This window comes from Paenibacillus vandeheii, from assembly GCF_030433635.1.
In the GTDB taxonomy this organism is placed as follows: Bacteria; Bacillota; Bacilli; order Paenibacillales; family Paenibacillaceae; genus Paenibacillus; species Paenibacillus vandeheii.
In genome coordinates this window covers 113,769-133,600 of the sequence record NZ_JAROCD010000007.1, presented here as the reverse complement: position 1 = coordinate 133,600, position 19,832 = coordinate 113,769, and the positions used below count along the sequence as shown (strand labels likewise).

The window sequence follows — 19,832 nt, the reverse complement described above, 5'->3', positions numbered from 1 at the left end:
AAAAAGAAGTCAGCCGGCATCCGCCGTACTGACTTCTTTGGAATTCACTTTTTAACGCTTCAGGAACCCTTTACCTTCGAGAAAAGGCTTCATCTGCAAGCGTACCGGCTCTGTGAGACGTTTCGCCATCATTTCGGACCATGGTGTCGAACGTTCCCCCTGGGTACGCTCCTTCATGTATGCAGCGGTCGTTTCGTCATAGCTCTCTACGCCCTTGAGCGTCTGCTCAGCATTATAGCGACCATGGTGAAGCACCGCATCAAGCGGCAGACGCGGACGAATGCCCGTCTCCTGATCCGCTACGCCAATGCACATGCCGTAGACCGGATAGACACCTTCAGGCAAGCCTAACACTTCGTTGACTTCTTCAATGCGGTTACGCAGCCCGCCAATATAGACAATACCGAAACCTAACGACTCTGCCGCAAGCGCCGCATTTTGTGAAGCAAGCGCAACATCAATTGTCGCTACCATAAAGTTCTCAGTGGAGTCCTCATAGGATTCCTTCTCCGGCAAGTGACGTTTAGCAGCATCACTCAGACGATAAAGATCAGCACACCACACAAGAAACACAGGACATTCGTTGATGTAAGACTGATTACCCGCCAATTCAGCCAATTTGGCCTTCTGCTCCTGTTCGGTAACAGCAATTACAGTATAAGCCTGTACACTACTTGAAGAGGAAGCCATCTGCCCGGCTGCCACGATTGCTGCCAGCTGTTCCTCGCTTACCGGGTCTGGCTTGAATTTCCGTACAGAGCGGTGTTTCATCATCAATTCAATGGTTTCGTTCATTTCCATTCACTCCTAATCCTCGTAATACGAATTCAATGGTTTGCTCGGCCAGCTCATCTGTATTCATGTGCTGATAGTCAAAGCTAAACCGTGAATTCTTGGCCCGTTTGTGCGCCAAAGCCACACCCATCACCTGAAGCATCGCATAAGACACGGACTCTATTTGGAACAAGCCCTGCTCCTTGCCTTCTCGCAGCAGTTCCCTCACTCGGGTCCAGACGGGGTCCAGAAAGCGAAACACGGTATCTGTGCGATGAGTACGAAGCGTAATTTCCAGCTGTACAATATCGCTCATCTCCCGGTCCGTCATCGTGAACTTTACGACTTCACCTATGATTCGTCGGATACCTTCCACAGGCGAGGACATGGACTCTGCAGCCAACTCGTTCATCATATGATCAGGAAAAAAGTGCTCAAATAATGCTTCGAACACCTTTTCTTTGCCGCCAAAATGATACGAGACCAGCGACACATTCGCACCCGCCTCATCACAGATTTGACGAACACTTGTCCCATCATACCCCTGCTGTGCAAAAAGTTTCTTGGCTGCAAGCAGAATCCTCGTCTTGATATCCAATTCCGGTTCCGTCATTCGTTCCGCTCCTCTTGTCCGTTCTATTCATATGCTCCAGCTCACCGGGCTGCAGCAAGACTGCTCTATCGTTTCATTATGAAAGTTTGTGCATCAAAGTGCAAGGTTTGCCGTCTGCAATCCTGCAAGTCTCAACCTACTTATTAAACCAAGCACCCCGGTGAAAATCACCGGGGTGCTTGATCATATCCTATGAAGATCATTACGTCTGGAATATTAGCTGTTCATTGGAGCCGGTCTTGGTACCCCGGCTGGCATGCGTTGTTTTCTCAACAACGTCACTACCAGGGAGAGGGCTACTGCAATGACCAGCACAATAGCAACCGATCCAGCTGCCGCTTGGACACCAGGTCCTCCGAGCTGAACGCTCAGAATACCTTGAACTGCATACGTTGCAGGCAGATATTGCCCAATGCCGCTGTAGAAGCTGTTCAGCAATTCACGTGGCACCATTGCACCGGAAGATACCAGTTGCAGAGACAGTGAAATGATATTGAACAGGCTTCCCGCCGGTCCGAAGCAGATCAGGAAGAACTGGGAGAAGAACATGAACGTGCACAGGAACAACGCCTGGAACAACCAGAAAGAGATAAATCCTTGCTCAATCTGTCCACCCAGCGCAACGATTAACGAAGAACCGAGCAGAGATACGATCAGGGCAGACCCAATGTTAATGACCATTCTTGCGCCAAACAGAGTTAAACGGGAGTAAGTAGCGGACAGCATACCCATCGCTGTCTGCAGGTTCATACCCATGATCATGGCTCCCACATAAGAGGCCAGTACCATCATCATCGGAACCATCTGGTTATTCATGCCGTTAACCGGATTGATTGAAGTGGTTGTACCTTCCACACGGGTAGTCAGGTTGGTAGCAGCTTCAGCAGCCTGATCCGCAGGCGCTCCTGTGGCCGTCAGCACCGTCTGTACACCCTGAGCTGTTGCTTGCTTGTTAATCGTGTTCGTCACGCTTTGCGACACGCCTTGCATCATGCTTTTAATCGTAACCGGGTTCGCCTCGTTAATGGTGTACTTAATTTCGGCAGTGGAACCGGCTGTCTGAATCAGCTCATTAAACCCTGCCGGAATATTCAGCACCATATGAATCTTGCGATGGTTTAACTCATCCAGCGCTTCAGCGGCACTCAGATTAGATACGGTATGAAAAGGAAGCGTCTCGGCCATGCGATCTGCGATCCCCTTGGACTGTTCCCCGTCCTCATTGACAACGGCAACCGTCAATTCTTTCATCCGGTCATTCACTCCGGAATATGCTGTCATCCAGATCACGCTAAAGATCACTTGGAACATAAGCGCCGTCACGATCCCTACAATTACTGGTGGTTTTTTCAATAACACGCGTAAAGCCTGTAACATAAATGATGTCCTCCATTACTAGATAGTTCTAATTTGATTTAAACGATTGTTTGAATCAAACGATTGTTTTAAATTTTAAATCCATATGTCTATATTGTCAATTAATTTCTGAAAGGTTCAGAAAAGATAAAGATGTCTTTCGCAAACCGTAGTCATTCTTTTCATAAAAGGACATCCCTTCATATGCCCGTCTTCTACTAACAAGGAACGGACTTTTGCTTTAACCTTTCAGGCCATTTTTCCAACAAAAAAACACGACCCGTCGCCACGGACCGTGCTTTTATTTATGATTTGAAAAAAAGAAAGAAACGTTGAGCCCTTCCATACAGGGCAATTAATCATTCCGTTTCAGTTTCATTCGCTGCAAACGCAGCGAATTCAGTACAACTGACACAGAGCTGAAGGCCATTGCTGCACCTGCCAACCAAGGGGCCAGAAAGCCCACCGCTGCAATAGGAATACCAATTACGTTATAACCAAGTGCCCAGAACAAATTCTGCTTGATATTGCCCATGGTGCGTCGGCTCATCTCGATCGCATCTGCAATACTGTTCAGATCGCCACGCATCAGCGTAATATCGGCTGCTTCCATCGCTACATCGGTTCCGGTTCCAATCGCCATACCAATATCGGCTGTAGCAAGGGCTGGAGCATCGTTGATTCCATCCCCAACCATCGCTACCTTGAGACCGCTCTCCTGAAGTTTCTTCACTTCGGCCGCTTTGCCCTCAGGCAATACCTCAGCCAGCACTTTATCGATTCCAGCCTGTTCTGCCACGGCGCGAGCTGTTCGCTCATTGTCTCCCGTAATCATGATGACATCAATTCCCATGGCTTGGAGCCGCTTAATGGCTTCTCGTGAAGTTTCCTTGATGGTGTCAGCCACAGCAACGATCCCTGCCCATTGGCCATCCACCGCGATCAGCATCGCAGTGCGCCCTTGTTCTTCAAGGTTGTTCATCTGCTGCATGGTTTCCTCAGAGACATTCACCTTCGCATCCGTAAGCAGTCGGCGTGTCCCGACCAGGATCTCTTGTCCTTGAACCCGGGCCCGCACACCATATCCCGGTATGTTCTCGAATTGCTCTGGCTGGGTCAGTCCCAGACCCTTACCTCTGATTCCTTCCACAATCGCTTCAGCCAAAGGATGCTCCGAACTCTGCTCTGCCGCTCCCACCCGTTGCAGCAGCTCTGCTTCCGTCCATTCTGGAGCCGTCACCACATCCGTAAGCACAGGCTTCCCTTGGGTAACTGTACCTGTTTTGTCCAGCACAACGGTCTGGATCTGCTGTGCCGATTCCAAATGTTCGCCGCCTTTGAACAACACACCATATTCCGCCGCACGCCCTGATCCAGCCATAATGGACGTTGGGGTTGCGAGTCCAAGCGCACAAGGACAGGCAATCACCAGTACAGCAATCGCCTTCTCCAGCGAACCGGCAAAATCACCCGGACTCGCAAACAGATACCAGATCAGGAACGTCACTGCTGCAATGCCTACTACAATCGGAACAAAGATACCGGAGATCACATCTGCAATCCGCTGAATGGGGGCTTTGGAGCCCTGCGCTTGCTCAACCACTTTAATAATCTGCGATAACGCCGTGTCTGAGCCTACTCTAGTCGCACGCAGTCTTAATACTCCATTTTTGTTCAGCGTAGCACCTGTAACGGTATCTCCCGGTTTTTTATCAACGGGCAGGCTCTCTCCGCTTAACATGGATTCATCGACAGAAGACTGTCCTTCCTCCACGACGCCGTCCACCGGAATACTATCTCCGGGTTTCACGAGAACCAGATCACCTACCGCGACATACGCCGACGGTACAACAACCTCCTGACCATCACGAATCACTCTGGCTTCACGCGGAGCCAGTTCAATGAGGCTTTTGATCGCCTGAGAGGAGCGCCCCTTGGCTACGGCCTCAAACCATTTTCCCAATAGGATCAGCGTAATCAGAATCGCACTCGTCTCATAATATAGCTCTACTGTTGGCATGGTTGCTGTAGTCATTCCTGCCCCGCCATGATCCATCATGGTCGAAGCTGTACTGCCACTGGTCAGGGTCAGATACAGACTGTAAAAGAAAGCTGCACTTGTACCCAAAGCAACCAGTACATCCATGTTGGCACTGCCATTACGCAGCGCTTTATAGGCGCCCACATAGAACTGCCAGCCAATTACAAACTGCACCGGAGTTGCCAGTACCAGCTGGAACCATGGATTCATGAACAAGTCGGGTACCCATATCCAGGATGTGAACGAAAAATGGCCTACCATCGCCCACAACAGGGGCAAAGATAACAAGGCAGAGATCATCCACTTCCATTTTTTGCGCTGCAACTCACGTTCACGCACGGATTTTGTCTCTTCTTGCGTCTGTTGCAGCTCGGCTCCATAACCAAGTTGCTTGATCTTCGCCGTAATATCGGATGCCTTCAATGCTCCGGCAACGTATTCCACATGTCCTTTCTCCAGTGCCAGATTCACGTTCGCACGGGTTACACCCGGTAAACGTGAGAGGCCCTTTTCGATTCGAGCAGAACAAGCAGCACAGGTCATACCTGTAATGTCCAGATCCACCGATTCCGTTACTGTACCGTAGCCAAGCGCCTCCACCTTATCCCGCAATGCATTGATGTTCGTTGTCTTTGGATCATAGGAAACCGTTGCTTGCTCTATGGCGAGGTTAACATTCGCCTGGTTGACCCCTTCCATTCGGGACAACCCCTTCTCAATTCGTGTAGAGCAGGCAGCACAGGTCATACCTGTAATTTGCAGTGTTGTCTGTAATCCCGCTTCTTCCGGTGAAGGTATGGGTTCTGATGCCGATACGGTTTCCGTTGTTGATGATTTATCCATGAGGGTAGCTCCTTTCTTAATAAAATATTTCTACGTGTTCAATACCCCCAAGGGGTATATAAAAGACAAAAAATCAGGCTTAAACCATGAACTCATTTATTGGAAAAGTTCTGTTGAGTTCCTTTCCATGTAAGGGGAAGTTCAGTTTAAGCCTGCAATGATTAGACTACGTCATACCCTTGATCTTCAATGGCTGCCTTAATCTGATCCACATTGACTTTTTGCTCGTCATATTCAACTGCGACAGTTCCTGCTGCCAGATCAACCTTACCATTCGCTCCCGCATTCTTCACGGCTTCTTCAACCGATTTCACACAGTGATTGCAAGACATTCCTGTAACGTTCAACGTAATATTAGACATGGATAGTTCCTCCTTGGATATATAAATGATGAGTTCATTCAAAAATAATTACTTCATTAACTTCCTTACCGTCACCAACAATTCATCCACAACCTCATGCTCTCCGGCTTGAATGCGCTCAACAATACAGCTCTTCATGTGACCTTCCAGCAACAGCTTGCCAACCGAATTGAGAGCAGACTGAGCCGCAGCGATCTGCGTCAGCACATCATCACAATAGGTATCCTTCTCGATCAATCCCTTAATCCCGCGAATCTGTCCTTCAACGCGGTTCAAACGGGAAATCAGATTGCCCTTCATCTCCTGGGAGTGATGGCTCTTGCGCACATGCTTCCCGTCACTTCCTGCCGTATGACATGAATTGGCTTGCTGATCATCTGTCTGTGAAACTTCGTTCACCTCTGTTACGGATGACTCCAAAGGTTCCTTGGGATGGCTCTGATGTTCCATCACGAACACCCCTTTTCTTTCGTTCTGATATAAGAGTAACATACCCCATGGGGGTATGCAAGATTATTTCATTATTTTATTCAAAATGGATGCTTACCATGCTTCCTACGATTGCAGTATTGCACCCAGACATCCCCATTAGTCTCCGTACAGGCGGACTATAATATGTATTCCATTCTGCTGCTGCGCACAGCCAGGCCCAATTGCTCATAGAAAGCCTGAGCTCCGGTATTGAATGTAGATACTGTCAGTTCAACGCTGTCGACCTGAATTTCTTTGCCAAGCTCGATTAACTCCTGCATCAACCGTTTGCCTGTCCCATGTCCGCGATGCTTGCTGCCAACGATGATTTCATTGATGTACAGCATCTTTCGATCCTTTAACAAATTCACATTCTGAATAACATTCAGCTGTGCACTTGCATATCCAACAATCTCACCTTGATCCAGCAATTCCGCAACATAGAGATAACGATGTTCCGTCTCCATTAGTTGTTCATATTCCTTTTCGCTCATTCTCTTCTGCAGCTCTCTGTAAACGTCTGGCCTGGCTTCTACATGCAACTGATGAAGTTCATCCATTAATGCAGATACTCCCGTATAATCCCCCATGACAGCCCGTCTAATATTAATCACACTCATCTTCACATTCTCCTTTCACAAACGTTTCCCATGATTATACAATAAAAAGCAGATACCTTAACGGTACCCGCTTTATTTCAAGCTATATTTGGTTCTACTATTCTTCAGATGATTTACCTTCATCAAATGCTACAGGTGACGGTTTGGCAGACCATTCGTCCGCTTGCGGCTCAATATCTACACCGCTCAAAATTTTCTTTTTCTCCATCAAGGAATCCCCGTCTTCATCCAGCTTGTTGCGAATTGCCGCCTCATCCTGAGGTTGATTGTTCTGTTGTGTCATGTTGGAGTCCTCCTTCTATTATTTCATCGTTATTATGATGTTCCTATATATAACTTACCCAATTTTTTCATTGTCATTCGTGATATCACTTCGATGTCAATATGATTGTATATTGAATAATTTTGTAATACTACAATATTAATATCATTCTTAGAGGAGTTTTATATTTCATGGCTACAGATAAAAGAGTCTTTACACTTAGGCTAAGAGAAACGAATTTTGAGAAAATTAAAGTGATCGCTGACAAAAACAAACGGTCCATCGCGATGCAAATTGAGTATTTGATTGAGAAGCATATTGAAGACTTTGAAAAGGAGAAAGGCGTTATTTCCCCGGATAAACATAATGACGTATAGATCGTGCGCACGAGATTACATGCGCATCATCCATACGTCATTTTCATGATATTTCCTGAGTCCTGTTAATTGAAGTCCACCTGTTTATCCAAAGTGACTTCCTCCAATTTGTGTTCCAACTCTGGTATAGAAGGAATTAAAGAGAATTGAACGTTTTCCAGAGAAAAAGGCAGGGCAGGAACTACTCGGAAACTCAATTGTGTCTCCCCACCTCCTCCACGACTGCCTTGTCTCATAGTCATATGTCTCTGTCCGCTCAACACCTCAAGAGCCAAGTGTGGCACCAACTGTATACGTTCAGACTCATTTCCCTTATATTGAATTTCCACATATACGAGACTTTCGCCTTCATACTGCATCGAATGTGTAATGATGTACTCACACGAATCTTTAATCGTTTTCTTCATGATCGGCACAACACCCGTTAATTGAAGGGGCTCACGTGGAAAGTAATGCCGTTGTGGCATGGGCTGCACACTACGGAGAACATATCGAATATCTTCCTCCTTCATATCCAATAACTTTACCCATTGATCGATGGTATCTTGAGGGGGCTGATATTGGACAGCTCCGGTTATATTCTTTCTTGCAGCAACCAACTTCAGTAGTTGCCCATCAATCTGCTGTACTTCTTCATTATATTCATTAGGGATTTCACGAAATTCACTCCAGCCCATATTCAATCACCCTCCTAATTTAATGAAATACCACATGCAAATACAATTCGCTATGGCATCTGCATCCCCTCTTCTTTTCTAGGTTTAACCAAAAAAAACGGTGAACCTTCCCTTTCAGCTGCAACAGCCGATTCGAGAAAGTTCACCGCATAGCTTTAGATTTTCGCCACCTTGCTGCCCTTTACTTTAACATTCACAAGCAGGATGCTGGCTATGATCATAACGAGACCTGCGATCAGATTGACCGTCACCGACTCTCCCAGGAACAGTACACTGCAAAACAGGGCAATCAGCGGAATCAGAAATGTGAATGATCCTACCTTGCTGGCTTCGCCGGAGCTGACCAGTTTGAAGAACGCGAGCCAGCCCAACGCAATGACAAACACCGAGATAAACAGCATATCCAGTATAAAAGGAAGCACCCACTGTACGTCAGCCCAGCTCTCTGTGACCGTACCCGTTAAGGTCAGTACAACTCCACCGATTAGAATCGGAATGGCTGTCATCCAGATTCCATCGACCTTCATTGAAGTTCGCTTCATATATACGGTCCCGATCGCCCAGCTAATTGCACTAAACAGCCCAAGCATAACCCCTTCAGGTGAAACTTTGCCTGTCATGCCGCCTATACTGATCGTAGCCACTCCTGCAAAACCGAGCACCAATCCGGCGATTTTCATTCCATACATGGACTCGCCCAGCCACAACCAGGCCCCGATCCCAAGCAGCACAGGCTGTAGGAACACAATGGATGAAAATAATCCTGCCGGCACTTCCGTCAGCCCCACGGTCTGAAAGCCGTAGAAGAAGATGATATTAAGCACCGCAGATATGGCATAGATATGCCAAGTTTGTTTCAGTCTCAGCGTTTTGTAGCGGGGAAAAGCATACAATCCCAGCACCAAGCCCCCAATTAACAGGCGCATGCCTGCGAATATAAGCGGTGGTGTAAAATTTAATGCGTATTTGGTCAGGGGCCAGTTTACTCCCCACATGAGTACCAGAAAAACCAGGACCCAGCCTGCTTTTGCACGTGATAAAGCCATATGTTTATTCTCCTATCCGGCACACATCTACAGGAACAGTTTAATTTCGTACTCTTTGTCCCGCGCTCTGTCTGTGCCTGCAACCCATTTGGACGTCGATCCAGACCCGTTATCCATATCTATCTGTTCTTTGATCGTTCCGTTTCTCCATGATACAATAATGATCATAATAATTGAAATGCATGTTAATCATAAGGAGCATACCAAATCTGATATGAACAATTCACAGTTGCAGTTATTCGTGAAAATTGCAGAAACGGGAAGTTTCACCCGTGCAGGCCAAGAACTGAATATGACACAGCCCGCAGTCAGCAGGGCTATCTCTTCTCTGGAGAATGAACTCGATGTCATTCTAATCATACGAGATCGTAGGAACGGCATCGTGCTTACGGATGTGGGGCAGCGAATTTTGGTCATTTTCCGCCGGATTTTACAACAATTTGATAAGGTACAGCAGGTCGTTGCCGCTGAGAAAGGGCTTGAGATTGGTACGATTCGCATTGGCTCTTTCCCCATGTCATCCGCCCATCTGCTGCCGAAAATTATCCGCTCCATTCGAGACCGCTATCCTCAGATTCAATTTGAGCTGTACGAGGGGAACATCCTTGAAATTCAGGAATGGTTAAGCTCAAGGGCCATTGATGTGGCTCTCATTATTGCAACAGACAAAGAGCCAGTAGATATGGCTTATGAGACGCTTCCGCTTTATAGTGAGGAGATTCTCGCGGTGTTTCGGGACGATGAGCCTTTTGCGAATCTGGAGGTATTACCTGTACAAATGCTGGACAATCACCCTATGATCATTTGCAAAGGCGGTTACGAAGTACCGATTGTTGACCTATTCAATCGAGCAGATGCAGAGTTAAATTTCGGATTTGTGGTGTATAACGTGAACACTTGTCTCAGCATGATTGAGCAAGGACTCGGAACCTCTATGCTGCCTGTAATCTCTCTATCCTGGCTGCCTCCACGTGTCAAAGCACTCCCCACGGAGCCGAAAGCCTACAGGAATATCGAGATTGCCGTTCCTTCACTTGTTGATGCTTCTCCCGCATCCCGGTTATTTATTGAGACGGCACAGCAATTGTTTGGACAACGCTAACGAATCGATTGCACCTTATTGTGGCATATAACGCAGATTGGATAATCTTACGAACACCAGACGCGTTATGCAGATAGAAACTGATAGAAAGCCATGAAACAAGGTTAGTAACAGGGAAATAACGTGTCTACGATTTGTTGATTCGCCAAATTTGCCTAAATCCCCATAATAAGACCTGCTGAATTCGTTAAAAATATTGCGGCTTCGGTTGTTGAGACGGGATGGTATAAAGGTTACAGTTACAGTTTCAGTCACGATCATGGCTGCCAAAGTTAATGTAGCGCCATTCTCCCCTATCCCAAATTCAAAAGGGCGCCCCCTAGGTCATGTTCATGACCTTATGGGGCGCCCCTTTATATAGTCCACCTCAGGTGGACATCATTTGCGTATTTTGCAATTTCACCAGCAGTAGTACTACAAAATGCCCTGAGGATCTCAGCTTTACGCCTGATCCTGGCGAGCAAGTGCAGCCAGCGCGCGCAGCGCCGCTTCGATCTCACGCTCAACCGCATCGGCTACCGCATTTGTATGCGGATCATACTCTGCCGCCAGGTCGCTGTCTGCAAAACCGTCGATAGCGACAATCGCCCCGGCACGAGCACCGCGCAGTGTGCTGACAATGTAGAGCGCTGCAATCTCCATCTCAGCGGCAAGAGCACCCGCCTGCTTGTACTTGCGGTGAGGAATCTCTTCCACCCCAGTGAAGAATGCATCCAGCGTAACGGTAATGCCCACACCAACTTTACCCGCACTCGAAGCATCCGTTCCACTTGCATGCTCACGAGTAGCCTCAATTAACGCTTGTGTAACGCCAAGGTCTGCTACCGCAGGAAAACCATCCGGTACGAGCTGACGTGTCAGCCCGTCCGTACGCACAGCGGCCGTGCTGACGATAACGCTCCCCGCAGGATAATCAGCGGTATACGAGCCCGCTGTACCTACACGAATCAGGGTCGTTACCCCTGCACGGATCAGTTCCTCGAAGCAAACAGCCGCTCCGGGTGAACCTACGCCATGACTGACCACGGCCATGGGTATACCTTCGTATAATCCAACAAATGTGCGATACTCCCGGCTGAACGCCAGTTCTTTCGCCTGCTCCAGCTTACGGGAAATCTTCTCCGCACGTGCCGGATCCCCACAGACAATGGCGTATGCAGGCATATCTTCGGAATGAATTTGCAAAATAGGCATCAACATCTTAATCAAACTCCTTCTTCGTCCATTCGTCTTCCGGAATCGGAATATCTTCACCCGAGAAGCGCTGCTCCTTGAACGGATCGGCAAAATGGTGGAAACCATTAACTTCCCAGAAGCCATTGCGGTCTTCTTTCATGAATTCCAGCCCCCGTGTCCACTTCGCGCTCTTCCAGAAGTAGAGTTGAGGAACCACCAAGCGCAATGGATAACCATGCTTTGGTGTGAGCGGCTCACCGTTAAATTTAAAGGCAAGTAGCACATCGTCATGCAGCAGTTCTTCGAGCGGAACATTCGTCTCGTAATCGTGATCCGCATGGATCATGACGTATTTTGCTTCCGGTTTGACACCAAGAAGCTTGATGAAATCCGAGAATCGGATGCCTTCCCACGGTGTATCAAACTTCGACCAGCGGGTTACACAATGAATGTCGCTCACCGTGTTCACTTGAGGCATCGCCTGAAGCTCGGCGAAGGAGAACACCTTCTCCTCTTCAACCTCGCCGAATACTTTCAAATCCCAGGTCGCGAGGTCATATTCCGGCAATTCGCCCTCATGCAAAATCGGGAACTTCTCGGTCAGTACCTGCCCCGGCGGCAGCCGGTCTCCGTGCTCAGCACCCGCTTTGGGTGCCGGGCTTTTCGTTTTTTTCAGACGTTCAGCCTTATTATGCATGTGTGATTCCTCCTTCTTTATATGCTTTCAGCATAACATTCAGGAATTAACGCGAGCTTCCGCCCGCTTTCAGTGCATCCTGTGCGTAGGTACGATCTTTGAAAAAGAACATCGCCACCAGTGTCACAATATACGGCAGCATCATGGTAAAGTGAGTTGGCAGCGCGAAGCCCTGCAATCGGATACTGAGTGCTTCCATGAACCCGAACAGCACACTGGACCCCATAACGCCAAGCGGATTCGCTTGCCCCAGCATGGTCGCTACCAATGCGATGAAACCGCGACCTGCGGTCATACCTTCGGTAAACATCGTAACCTGACCAAGTGATAGCTGCGCACCCGCCAAAGCGCACAGTACACCGCACATCAGGACTGCACCATATTGAATGCCGCGCACCTTGATGCCGATGCTCTGTGCTGCTACCGGATTCTCGCCAACCGAGCGGAGACGGAACCCGGAGACACTTTTGAACAGATAAAATTGCAAGGCAATCACGATAATAATTCCAAGATACACCAGCGGGCTATGCCCTGAGATGACATCACCTACCCATGGAATGTCCTTAATAAGAGGGATATCCCATTTGGGGAGTCCCACCATATCTTTGTCGTAGTACGCACCCTTCACGTCAAAAATCGCCCGTAGCGCAAAAGTCGTCAGTCCTGTCGCCAGAAAATTAAGCGAGATCCCGACTACTATCGCGTTGGCCTTCAGATTAATACTGATAAAGGCAAATAGCGCAGAGAACAACATAACGATCACAATCGAGAATATGACGGCCAGCAGTACATTACCGAACAGATAGTTACCAACAATAGCGGAGAAAGCGCCGATCAGTACGAGTCCTTCCAGACCCACGTTGAACAGACCGACACGGGAGCACAAAGCCCCGCCGAGCGCTGCAAGCAGAATCGGCGTCATAATCCGCAGAGTAGAGCCAAACATGGCTGCATCAAACAGTTGTTGCATTGGACTTTTTCTCCTTTCTCCGCTTCAGGAATGAATAACCGATCTGAGCCGATACAAATAACGTCAACACCGCTTGGATGACACTGCCGACTTCCAGCGGCACATCCGTATTTCGTTCCATCCCCATGGCACCTGTCTGCAACGCTGCAAGCAGAATTGCAGCCACAGCTGTTCCTAGCGGATGCGAGCGGGCAAGCAAGGTTGCCATGATGCCGCTCCATGCATAACTTGCAGATGACAACGAGCCATCAAGGAAACGGTACTGTGTACCCAACACTTCGCCTGCACCCGCAAGACCTGCAAGTCCGCCACTAATGATCATGGACAGCATCATCATGCGAATGCGGCGCACGCCGCCATAGGTTGCAAAGGAAGGATTACTACCCAGCATGCGGATCTCATAACCCGTTACCGTCTTGTGTGTGAACCAGTAGATGAGAATAGCCGCTACGATAGCAATGATGAATCCGGCATGCAGTCCCATGCCCTGGAACAGCTTCGGCAGCCAGACACTCTGATCAATCATTGGCGTCTGGGCCATCGCCGCTGATCCGGTGCGGTCTTTGAACGGATAGGATACCATGTATCCTCCAAAATAAATCGCAATATAATTGAGCAGCAGCGTTGTGATCAATAGATTCATGCCGAAACGAGCATCCAGCCAACCGGCAAACAGCGACCACACTCCACCGGCAATGATCCCTGCCACAATGGCTGCAATACAGACAAACCAGCCTGGACCCGGCAGGTAGAGCGCCGTCAGCGCTGCACTAAGTCCGCCGAGAACCATCTGTCCTTCGGCACCCATGTTGAAAAATCCGGCGCGGAACGCCAGTGCTACGCCCAGTCCCGCAAGAATAATTGGCGTCGAACGCGCTAATGTGTTGGTGAAGAAGTAGAAGTTGCCGAAGGCCCCTTTCCACATCTCCGCATACGTATCCACCACGGACCCGCCTACGACCAGAATGGCTACAGCACCTGCCAGCAAACCGATGAATACGGCAAGCAGCGGCTGTACGAGTCCGCGAAGTGTTTCTTTTACCCGATTCATATCCGCTCTTTCCCTCCTGCCATCAACAAGCTGATCTGTTCTTCTGTTGCTTCATCTGCCTTCAGTTCCCCAGCGATTCCGCCTTCATACATGACAATGATTCGATCGGATAATTGCAAAATCTCGGACAATTCGGATGAAACGAGCAGAATTCCTGCACCTTCATTCCGTTTGCGCAGCAATTCGGCATGAATCGTTTCCATCGCTCCAATATCTACACCCCGTGTAGGTTCAGCCGCAATGAGAAACGGTGTATCCTGGGCAAATTCACGTGCGGCAATCAGCTTCTGCAAGTTACCACCGGAAAGGAACTGTGCCTTCGTTTCCGCAGAACCCGTCTTGATGCTGAACTGCTTGATCCAGTTCTCCACCATGGTCCGTGCTGCCTTTGCTTTAATGATACCGCGTGATTGAAGCCGGTGATGATGGCCCATCAAGCCATTCTCACGAACGCTTGCATCCTTCGCCGCTCCCCACATATAACGGTCTTCCGGGATATGGGCAAGTCCAAGTTCCCGAATGCGACGCACCGGCCAGTTTGTCGTATCCTGCCCTGACAGCAGGACGCGGCCGCTATCCGACTTGCGCAGTCCGGCAATGATCTGGATTAGTTCAGACTGACCGTTCCCGGAAATACCCGCGATTCCAACGACCTCACCTTTCCGAACTTCCAAATGAATATCCTTGAGTGCGGAACGATCCTCTGCCCCTGACAGACTCACTGCTTCCACCTGAAGCACCGCTTCTCCCGGAACGGATGGCTGCTTGTCCATACGTACCAACTCGCGTCCAACCATTAAGCGGGATAACTCCTCCACATTCGTATCTTTCGCTTCCAGCGTACCTGTCACCTGACCATCACGAAGAACCGTGATCCGGTCTGCCACATCCATGACTTCCTGCAGCTTGTGCGTGATCAATACAAAGGTTTTGCCCAGCTTGGCTAGAGACTTCATATTCGCGAGCAATTCTTTCACTTCCAGCGGTGTCAGTACCGCTGAAGGTTCATCCAATATAATGATATCTGCGCCCTGATGCAGCACCTTGAGAATTTCAACTCGCTGCTGCATACCCAGAGGGCACTCAAATACTTTTTTCCACGGATCAACTGGCATGCCATACGTTCTGCCCAGCTCGTTCACCTGGGCCGCTGCCTGTTTGCGGTCAAATACACCTGCAGCAGACGGTTCACGGCCGATCACGATGTTCTCAGCAACCGTAAAGGAAGGAAACAGCATGAAATGCTGGTGCACCATGCCGATACCGCTTGCCATGGCCTGAGACGGGGTAGCGAAGCTTACCTCACGTCCACGAACTTTGATTGTGCCTGATGTCGGTTGTTCCATTCCATACAACATGCGCATCAGGGTTGTTTTACCGGCTCCGTTCTCACCCACGAGGGCATGAATCTCTCCTTCTCGCAAATTAAAACGGATGTCCCGATTAGCGGTGAAGCCGCCGTATTTCTTCGTAATCTGCTCCATCTCCAACAGCATCTCGCGTTCTCTCCTCTCGGTCTATATACGTTCAACTAAAGCATATTTACACTAGCCACTACGATGACAGAACAACCTTCCGATTGCTGTTATCGGGTAAATGTTTAGTAGAACATATATAGTTCATTGTAATAGCAGCAAAACCGGCTGCCTGATCGGGCAGCCGGCTGATCAACTCAATTAATCCATCCTATGAAACAAAGATTACTACTGTTGCAAAGGATCTTTCACAACGATTTTGCCGGATACGATATCATCCTTGATCGCTTTAACCTTGTCGATTACTTCTTGTCCAACAAAAGCATTCAATGGAGATTCGCTATCACGTGTTACATAAGTCAGGCCTACGCCATCTTCTTTCAAGCCATAATTTACAGCACCCGCTTTGAAGTTTCCTTCTGCGAAATCCTTCACGGTCTGATAAGCAACCGTATCGGTCGACTTCAATTGAGACAGTACGATATGTTCCGGATCTTCAACAGTACGGTCCGTATCCTGACCGGAAGTATAGAAGCCTTTTTCCTTCGCGGCTTCGAACACACCCAGATCGCCTACAGCAGATGCCCCAGCAATGAAGTCAGCGCCTTTGCCGAATTGTACTAACGCCAGCTCTTTTGCCTTGGCCGGGTCATTGAATCCACCAACATAGTTCACGAGGAATTCCGCATCCGGGTTAACCGATTCCAGACCGGCTCTGAAACCTTCTGTATATTTCTTGATTAATGGAACGTCCATCGCAGCAATCATGCCGACTTTGTCTGTTTTAGTAGACAGTCCAGCAGCTGCACCAAGCAGGTACGCTCCTTCATATTCATGGAAACCAACGCTACGAACGTTAGGCAGGTCAACGGTTGTGTCTACAATGGCAAAGGACTTGTCCGGATTCTCGGCAGCAACCTTTTTCAATGCATCTTCTGCTTGGAAAGTTGCTGTAATAATCAGATCATAGTTCTCAGCTACTGCAGCACGCAGATTTTGCTCAAATGCAGCCGGGTCAGTCGATTCGATCGTTTTGGTATCTACCTTGAATTCCTCGCCTGCTTTTTTGAAACCTTCATCCATCTGTACGAAGAACGGGTTGACCCCAATTTTTTCAGGAAGGACAAGTGCCATGCGCAGTGATTTTTCACTGTCGCCACCTTGAGCCGATTGTTCGTCTTTGGAACCGGAATTTCCACAAGCCGCCAGCAAAATAGCTACCATCATGATCGATAAGACGAACGATAAACCTCTTTTCATTTTGAACTTTCCCCTTTTCACAATTCTTTTTTATAATCCTAGCGGATACTGTCGATCCTTGTCAATAAATCTTTGAGCGTATACACTAAATGGAATAAAATAGCTGATTTACATTCTACAAAGCGTCGGAAGGCGCTCTAAACCAAGGTTTTTTCCGTTGACATCCGAAGCCGCTCCATGCTAAAGTCAATCCAATTATTATATTCAGATAGGTTTTGTCAGAATTATAACGCAAGCTTGTTTATTTTCCAATCCTATTTTGAGGAGGCTATTCATTTGAAAAAAAAAATCACCCAGCTCACACTGGCCGCTCTGCTCGCTGCTCCGGTTACACTCGGCAGCTTCAGCTTGCCCGCTTCGGCATCCGCAGCATCGGCTACTCCCGCCGGAGAAACTACCTCACAGGCGGTTAAAGGACCGGTAGCACAAGCTCCTTCAGTCTATACCGAGAGTGCAGCCGATTACGCCCAATTCCTGCAGGCCAAATACAATATCCAATTGCCTCAGAAGTTAACCAAGGGTGACTTCATCAAAGCAATTGCTGCCATTCTTGGAACAGGTCAAGTTGCACCTGCTACAGATGAAGCAAGTGACAGTGAAATTAAGGCTCCTGCCTTTACTGATTTGAACTCCAATGATTCTGCGTATAAAGCTGCCGTTTCCTTATATAACAACGGTATCCTGTCCGGTACGGAAGTGCGTGCCAATGACAAACTGAGCACTTATGCTGCTGTCTTCATCGCAGTCAAAGCAGCCGGATTCAAAGAGCTGGCTTATACATATCCTGAAGACAAAACAACAAAGGCACTTGCTAAACTGGGCATTAGCCCAGGCCGCATTGAGGGACAAGCCGCGCAGGAGCTGGCCGCTGCCATTGATACCGGTTTAATCCCGGAAAGCCTGTACCCCGCTCTCCGTAAGGGCGGCGAAGCAAGTTCTGATTTTGCCAACATCTTGCTTGGACGGGTATTGACCAGTCAGGGCAAATACAAAAATGAAATCGGTCGTTCTGGCGATACTGACATTTACTCCAAATTGTACGCTGCCTATCGCACCGCTGATCTAATCGAAGCACCGGAACTTCGGACCATTGTGGATCAAGCACTGCGGGATGATCTCGTTACAGGTTACAATCTTAAGGACAGTCGCTTCGATTCCAACTTCATCGATGAACTGACCTTAACTTACGGGCATGATGATATTAAACACGCGGTACAGTTAATTGGATTGTTGCGTAGTGAAGGCATCGATGCGGACGTACAATTCCAGCCGAAGACTTCTGCCTTCATTTATTTGAAGGAATGGGGAGAGCCCAAAGAAACACCGGACTACAAGGTTACCCAGATCGAGAATGGCAACTACATTGCCTATGCCAAAGAATATGACATTCAGTTTGAATTCAATAACACAGCGGACAAAGCCCGCTTCAACGACATTATATTGAAGTATGCCAAAAAGAACAGCGATGACACCTCTGCCTTAATTCATGCTTCTTGGTGGCAGCCGCTGTATTACTCACCAACCGCTCTGGCGGAATATCCAGTCATCGCCAACAATAAAATTTCGCTTGGCAACTATTATGCACAATCTTTCTCCCTTAAGGAGAATTCCAAGGCAATTCAAGAAGGATTCCGTAAGCTGGCCCCTGATGCGGACATTTCCAGTTACACCTTCTGGGTGGACCAACCGTTCTTCAATTATCTGAACGGGGAATCGGAATAAACTGAACCTATACCAAATGAATTAAAACTCGCAATTTGACATAATATAAAGCCGTCTTTACCGAACTTTTCCATGGATTCGACCCATTGGTTCGTAAAGGCGGTTTTTGTTTTATTTTTTTGCAAAATTCTTCTCAAAAAAAATAATTTCATTGCAGGATTTACCAGTAAAAGGTCGAATAACATAGGTACACAAACACGCAATTACATTTACACATATCTGTAAGACAGGAGTTAATCATGGTATACGATGGCATTCTGCTCGGCTTGATCGTTGGACTGTTCCGGGGAGGATTTCGGTATGGTCTCCATCAGTTTGCAGCTCTCAAGCTGCGAGGCGGCTGGATATTCCCGGTGCTGCTGCTGGCTCAGTTCTTCATCTTTTACTTGCAGGAAAGGCTAGATTGGGTTGCATCCATCAACGGATACCTGTTTGCTGCCGTTTATGTCACAGGCTTAGCATTTTTGTGGCTTAATCGACATTACAAGGGTTTCACGCTGATCTGGATCGGTGTTTTCCTCAATTTCATCGTCATGGCGGTAAATGGGGGGCGTATGCCGGTTTCCGTGGATGCCTCTGCTGTTCTTGGGCCCTATTATGTGGACATGCTGCGCGAAGGCGGAGCTGTATCCAAGCACTATATGATGGATGCTTCCACACATCTTTCGTTTCTGGGCGATATCATCCCGCTGTCCAGTCCTTATCCGAGGACACAGGTGATCAGCATCGGCGATGTGGTCATGAACATTGGCATATTCCTGTTTATCCAGTACATGATGGTGAATCGAACCGGAGAAGCTTTGAAGCCAGTGAATTCCATCAGGCCTGAAGAGATTCGGACAGACTCCAAGGAAGGGAGGTCTTTTCCATGAAAAAATTCGAAGGCATTAAATATTCTCGTCTCGTTATCAACGCAATCATCGTAGCTTCTGTCGTT

Annotated in this window: 20 protein-coding genes; 4 read left to right on the top strand and 16 right to left on the bottom strand. The window is 48.2% G+C overall.

The window, feature by feature from the left end:
* Positions 1 to 51 precede the first annotated feature (51 nt).
* The 8 genes from nfsA to P5G61_RS15250 all read right to left on the bottom strand — a co-directional run bounded on the left by nfsA (position 52) and on the right by P5G61_RS15250 (position 7,363).
* Positions 52 to 795 (bottom strand): oxygen-insensitive NADPH nitroreductase, encoded by a 744-nt coding sequence (gene nfsA, locus P5G61_RS15285; protein ID WP_301247333.1) that lies wholly within the window; start codon positions 793 to 795, stop codon positions 52 to 54.
* Positions 779 to 1,387 (bottom strand): TetR family transcriptional regulator, encoded by a 609-nt coding sequence (locus P5G61_RS15280; RefSeq protein WP_301247332.1) that lies wholly within the window; start codon positions 1,385 to 1,387, stop codon positions 779 to 781. The genes nfsA and P5G61_RS15280 overlap by 17 nt, the downstream gene beginning before the upstream one ends.
* A gap of 216 nt (positions 1,388 to 1,603) precedes the next feature.
* Positions 1,604 to 2,764 carry a YhgE/Pip domain-containing protein gene (locus P5G61_RS15275; protein ID WP_301247331.1) on the bottom strand — a complete coding sequence of 387 codons (1,161 nt, stop codon included), beginning with the start codon at positions 2,762 to 2,764 and terminating at the stop codon, positions 1,604 to 1,606.
* Positions 2,765 to 3,098: 334 nt separating this feature from the next.
* A complete protein-coding gene (locus P5G61_RS15270) occupies positions 3,099 to 5,627 on the bottom strand; it encodes a heavy metal translocating P-type ATPase (protein WP_301247330.1) in 2,529 nt (842 codons plus the stop codon).
* Between the two features lie 161 nt (positions 5,628 to 5,788).
* Positions 5,789 to 5,989: a copper ion binding protein gene (locus P5G61_RS15265; protein ID WP_079348675.1), complete on the bottom strand. Its 201-nt coding sequence runs from the start codon at positions 5,987 to 5,989 to the stop codon at positions 5,789 to 5,791.
* A 48-nt stretch (positions 5,990 to 6,037) separates the two neighbouring features.
* Positions 6,038 to 6,439 (bottom strand): metal-sensitive transcriptional regulator, encoded by a 402-nt coding sequence (locus P5G61_RS15260; RefSeq protein ID WP_301247329.1) that lies wholly within the window; start codon positions 6,437 to 6,439, stop codon positions 6,038 to 6,040.
* 158 nt (positions 6,440 to 6,597) lie between these two features.
* Positions 6,598 to 7,080, bottom strand: a complete 483-nt coding sequence (locus P5G61_RS15255) for a GNAT family N-acetyltransferase (protein WP_301247328.1) — start codon at positions 7,078 to 7,080, stop codon at positions 6,598 to 6,600.
* Positions 7,081 to 7,177: 97 nt separating this feature from the next.
* The gene (locus tag P5G61_RS15250) at positions 7,178 to 7,363 is read right to left on the bottom strand and encodes a hypothetical protein (protein ID WP_301247327.1); all 186 of its coding nucleotides are present in this window, start codon (positions 7,361 to 7,363) and stop codon (positions 7,178 to 7,180) included.
* A 170-nt stretch (positions 7,364 to 7,533) separates the two neighbouring features.
* Here P5G61_RS15250 and P5G61_RS15245 point away from each other — a divergent pair, with 170 nt between their 5' ends.
* Entirely contained in the window at positions 7,534 to 7,719 is a 186-nt protein-coding gene (locus P5G61_RS15245) for an Arc family DNA-binding protein (RefSeq protein ID WP_301247326.1), read from the top strand.
* 65 nt (positions 7,720 to 7,784) lie between these two features.
* On the opposite strand, the gene P5G61_RS15240 is transcribed toward P5G61_RS15245, so the two are convergent.
* Complete coding sequence (locus tag P5G61_RS15240; RefSeq protein WP_301247325.1) at positions 7,785 to 8,396, bottom strand: hypothetical protein; 612 nt, start codon at positions 8,394 to 8,396, stop codon at positions 7,785 to 7,787.
* A gap of 155 nt (positions 8,397 to 8,551) precedes the next feature.
* Positions 8,552 to 9,442 (bottom strand): DMT family transporter, encoded by an 891-nt coding sequence (locus tag P5G61_RS15235; protein ID WP_301247324.1) that lies wholly within the window; start codon positions 9,440 to 9,442, stop codon positions 8,552 to 8,554.
* 214 nt (positions 9,443 to 9,656) lie between these two features.
* On the opposite strand from P5G61_RS15235, the gene P5G61_RS15230 reads away from it, so the two are divergent.
* Positions 9,657 to 10,544 carry a LysR family transcriptional regulator gene (locus P5G61_RS15230; protein ID WP_301247323.1) on the top strand — a complete coding sequence of 296 codons (888 nt, stop codon included), beginning with the start codon at positions 9,657 to 9,659 and terminating at the stop codon, positions 10,542 to 10,544.
* A gap of 441 nt (positions 10,545 to 10,985) precedes the next feature.
* On the opposite strand, the gene P5G61_RS15225 is transcribed toward P5G61_RS15230, so the two are convergent.
* The 6 genes from P5G61_RS15225 to P5G61_RS15200 form a co-directional block, all read right to left on the bottom strand.
* A complete protein-coding gene (locus tag P5G61_RS15225) occupies positions 10,986 to 11,744 on the bottom strand; it encodes a nucleoside phosphorylase (protein ID WP_301247322.1) in 759 nt (252 codons plus the stop codon).
* Position 11,745: 1 nt separating this feature from the next.
* Positions 11,746 to 12,417: a sulfite oxidase-like oxidoreductase gene (locus P5G61_RS15220; protein WP_301247321.1), complete on the bottom strand. Its 672-nt coding sequence runs from the start codon at positions 12,415 to 12,417 to the stop codon at positions 11,746 to 11,748.
* 46 nt (positions 12,418 to 12,463) lie between these two features.
* On the bottom strand, positions 12,464 to 13,387 hold the full coding sequence (locus tag P5G61_RS15215; protein ID WP_024632282.1) for an ABC transporter permease: 924 nt from the start codon (positions 13,385 to 13,387) through the stop codon (positions 12,464 to 12,466).
* On the bottom strand, positions 13,371 to 14,438 hold the full coding sequence (locus tag P5G61_RS15210) for an ABC transporter permease (RefSeq protein WP_024632283.1): 1,068 nt from the start codon (positions 14,436 to 14,438) through the stop codon (positions 13,371 to 13,373). The genes P5G61_RS15215 and P5G61_RS15210 overlap by 17 nt, the downstream gene beginning before the upstream one ends.
* Positions 14,435 to 15,934 (bottom strand): ABC transporter ATP-binding protein, encoded by a 1,500-nt coding sequence (locus P5G61_RS15205; protein WP_024632284.1) that lies wholly within the window; start codon positions 15,932 to 15,934, stop codon positions 14,435 to 14,437. Before P5G61_RS15205 ends, P5G61_RS15210 begins: the two co-directional genes overlap by 4 nt.
* 207 nt (positions 15,935 to 16,141) lie before the next feature.
* Positions 16,142 to 17,173 carry a BMP family lipoprotein gene (locus P5G61_RS15200; RefSeq protein ID WP_301247320.1) on the bottom strand — a complete coding sequence of 344 codons (1,032 nt, stop codon included), beginning with the start codon at positions 17,171 to 17,173 and terminating at the stop codon, positions 16,142 to 16,144.
* Positions 17,174 to 17,449: 276 nt separating this feature from the next.
* Here P5G61_RS15200 and P5G61_RS15195 point away from each other — a divergent pair, with 276 nt between their 5' ends.
* On the top strand, positions 17,450 to 18,895 hold the full coding sequence (locus P5G61_RS15195) for a hypothetical protein (RefSeq protein ID WP_301247319.1): 1,446 nt from the start codon (positions 17,450 to 17,452) through the stop codon (positions 18,893 to 18,895).
* A 239-nt stretch (positions 18,896 to 19,134) separates the two neighbouring features.
* Positions 19,135 to 19,767, top strand: coding sequence for a DUF5317 domain-containing protein (locus tag P5G61_RS15190; protein ID WP_024632288.1), 633 nt, complete (start codon positions 19,135 to 19,137; stop codon positions 19,765 to 19,767).
* Positions 19,768 to 19,832: the final 65 nt, after the last annotated feature.

What these genes read in the sequence shown, in the direction of transcription:
- nfsA (WP_301247333.1), bottom strand. Translation starts at nt 795, where the DNA reads ATGAACGAAACCATTGAATTGATGATGAAACACCGCTCTGTACGGAAA.
- P5G61_RS15280 (WP_301247332.1), bottom strand. Translation starts at nt 1,387, where the DNA reads ATGACGGAACCGGAATTGGATATCAAGACGAGGATTCTGCTTGCAGCC.
- P5G61_RS15275 (WP_301247331.1), bottom strand. Translation starts at nt 2,764, where the DNA reads ATGTTACAGGCTTTACGCGTGTTATTGAAAAAACCACCAGTAATTGTA.
- P5G61_RS15270 (WP_301247330.1), bottom strand. Translation starts at nt 5,627, where the DNA reads ATGGATAAATCATCAACAACGGAAACCGTATCGGCATCAGAACCCATA.
- P5G61_RS15265 (WP_079348675.1), bottom strand. Translation starts at nt 5,989, where the DNA reads ATGTCTAATATTACGTTGAACGTTACAGGAATGTCTTGCAATCACTGT.
- P5G61_RS15260 (WP_301247329.1), bottom strand. Translation starts at nt 6,439, where the DNA reads ATGGAACATCAGAGCCATCCCAAGGAACCTTTGGAGTCATCCGTAACA.
- P5G61_RS15255 (WP_301247328.1), bottom strand. Translation starts at nt 7,080, where the DNA reads ATGAGTGTGATTAATATTAGACGGGCTGTCATGGGGGATTATACGGGA.
- P5G61_RS15250 (WP_301247327.1), bottom strand. Translation starts at nt 7,363, where the DNA reads ATGACACAACAGAACAATCAACCTCAGGATGAGGCGGCAATTCGCAAC.
- P5G61_RS15245 (WP_301247326.1), top strand. Translation starts at nt 7,534, where the DNA reads ATGGCTACAGATAAAAGAGTCTTTACACTTAGGCTAAGAGAAACGAAT.
- P5G61_RS15240 (WP_301247325.1), bottom strand. Translation starts at nt 8,396, where the DNA reads ATGGGCTGGAGTGAATTTCGTGAAATCCCTAATGAATATAATGAAGAA.
- P5G61_RS15235 (WP_301247324.1), bottom strand. Translation starts at nt 9,442, where the DNA reads ATGGCTTTATCACGTGCAAAAGCAGGCTGGGTCCTGGTTTTTCTGGTA.
- P5G61_RS15230 (WP_301247323.1), top strand. Translation starts at nt 9,657, where the DNA reads ATGAACAATTCACAGTTGCAGTTATTCGTGAAAATTGCAGAAACGGGA.
- P5G61_RS15225 (WP_301247322.1), bottom strand. Translation starts at nt 11,744, where the DNA reads ATGTTGATGCCTATTTTGCAAATTCATTCCGAAGATATGCCTGCATAC.
- P5G61_RS15220 (WP_301247321.1), bottom strand. Translation starts at nt 12,417, where the DNA reads ATGCATAATAAGGCTGAACGTCTGAAAAAAACGAAAAGCCCGGCACCC.
- P5G61_RS15215 (WP_024632282.1), bottom strand. Translation starts at nt 13,387, where the DNA reads ATGCAACAACTGTTTGATGCAGCCATGTTTGGCTCTACTCTGCGGATT.
- P5G61_RS15210 (WP_024632283.1), bottom strand. Translation starts at nt 14,438, where the DNA reads ATGAATCGGGTAAAAGAAACACTTCGCGGACTCGTACAGCCGCTGCTT.
- P5G61_RS15205 (WP_024632284.1), bottom strand. Translation starts at nt 15,934, where the DNA reads ATGCTGTTGGAGATGGAGCAGATTACGAAGAAATACGGCGGCTTCACC.
- P5G61_RS15200 (WP_301247320.1), bottom strand. Translation starts at nt 17,173, where the DNA reads ATGAAAAGAGGTTTATCGTTCGTCTTATCGATCATGATGGTAGCTATT.
- P5G61_RS15190 (WP_024632288.1), top strand. Translation starts at nt 19,135, where the DNA reads ATGGTATACGATGGCATTCTGCTCGGCTTGATCGTTGGACTGTTCCGG.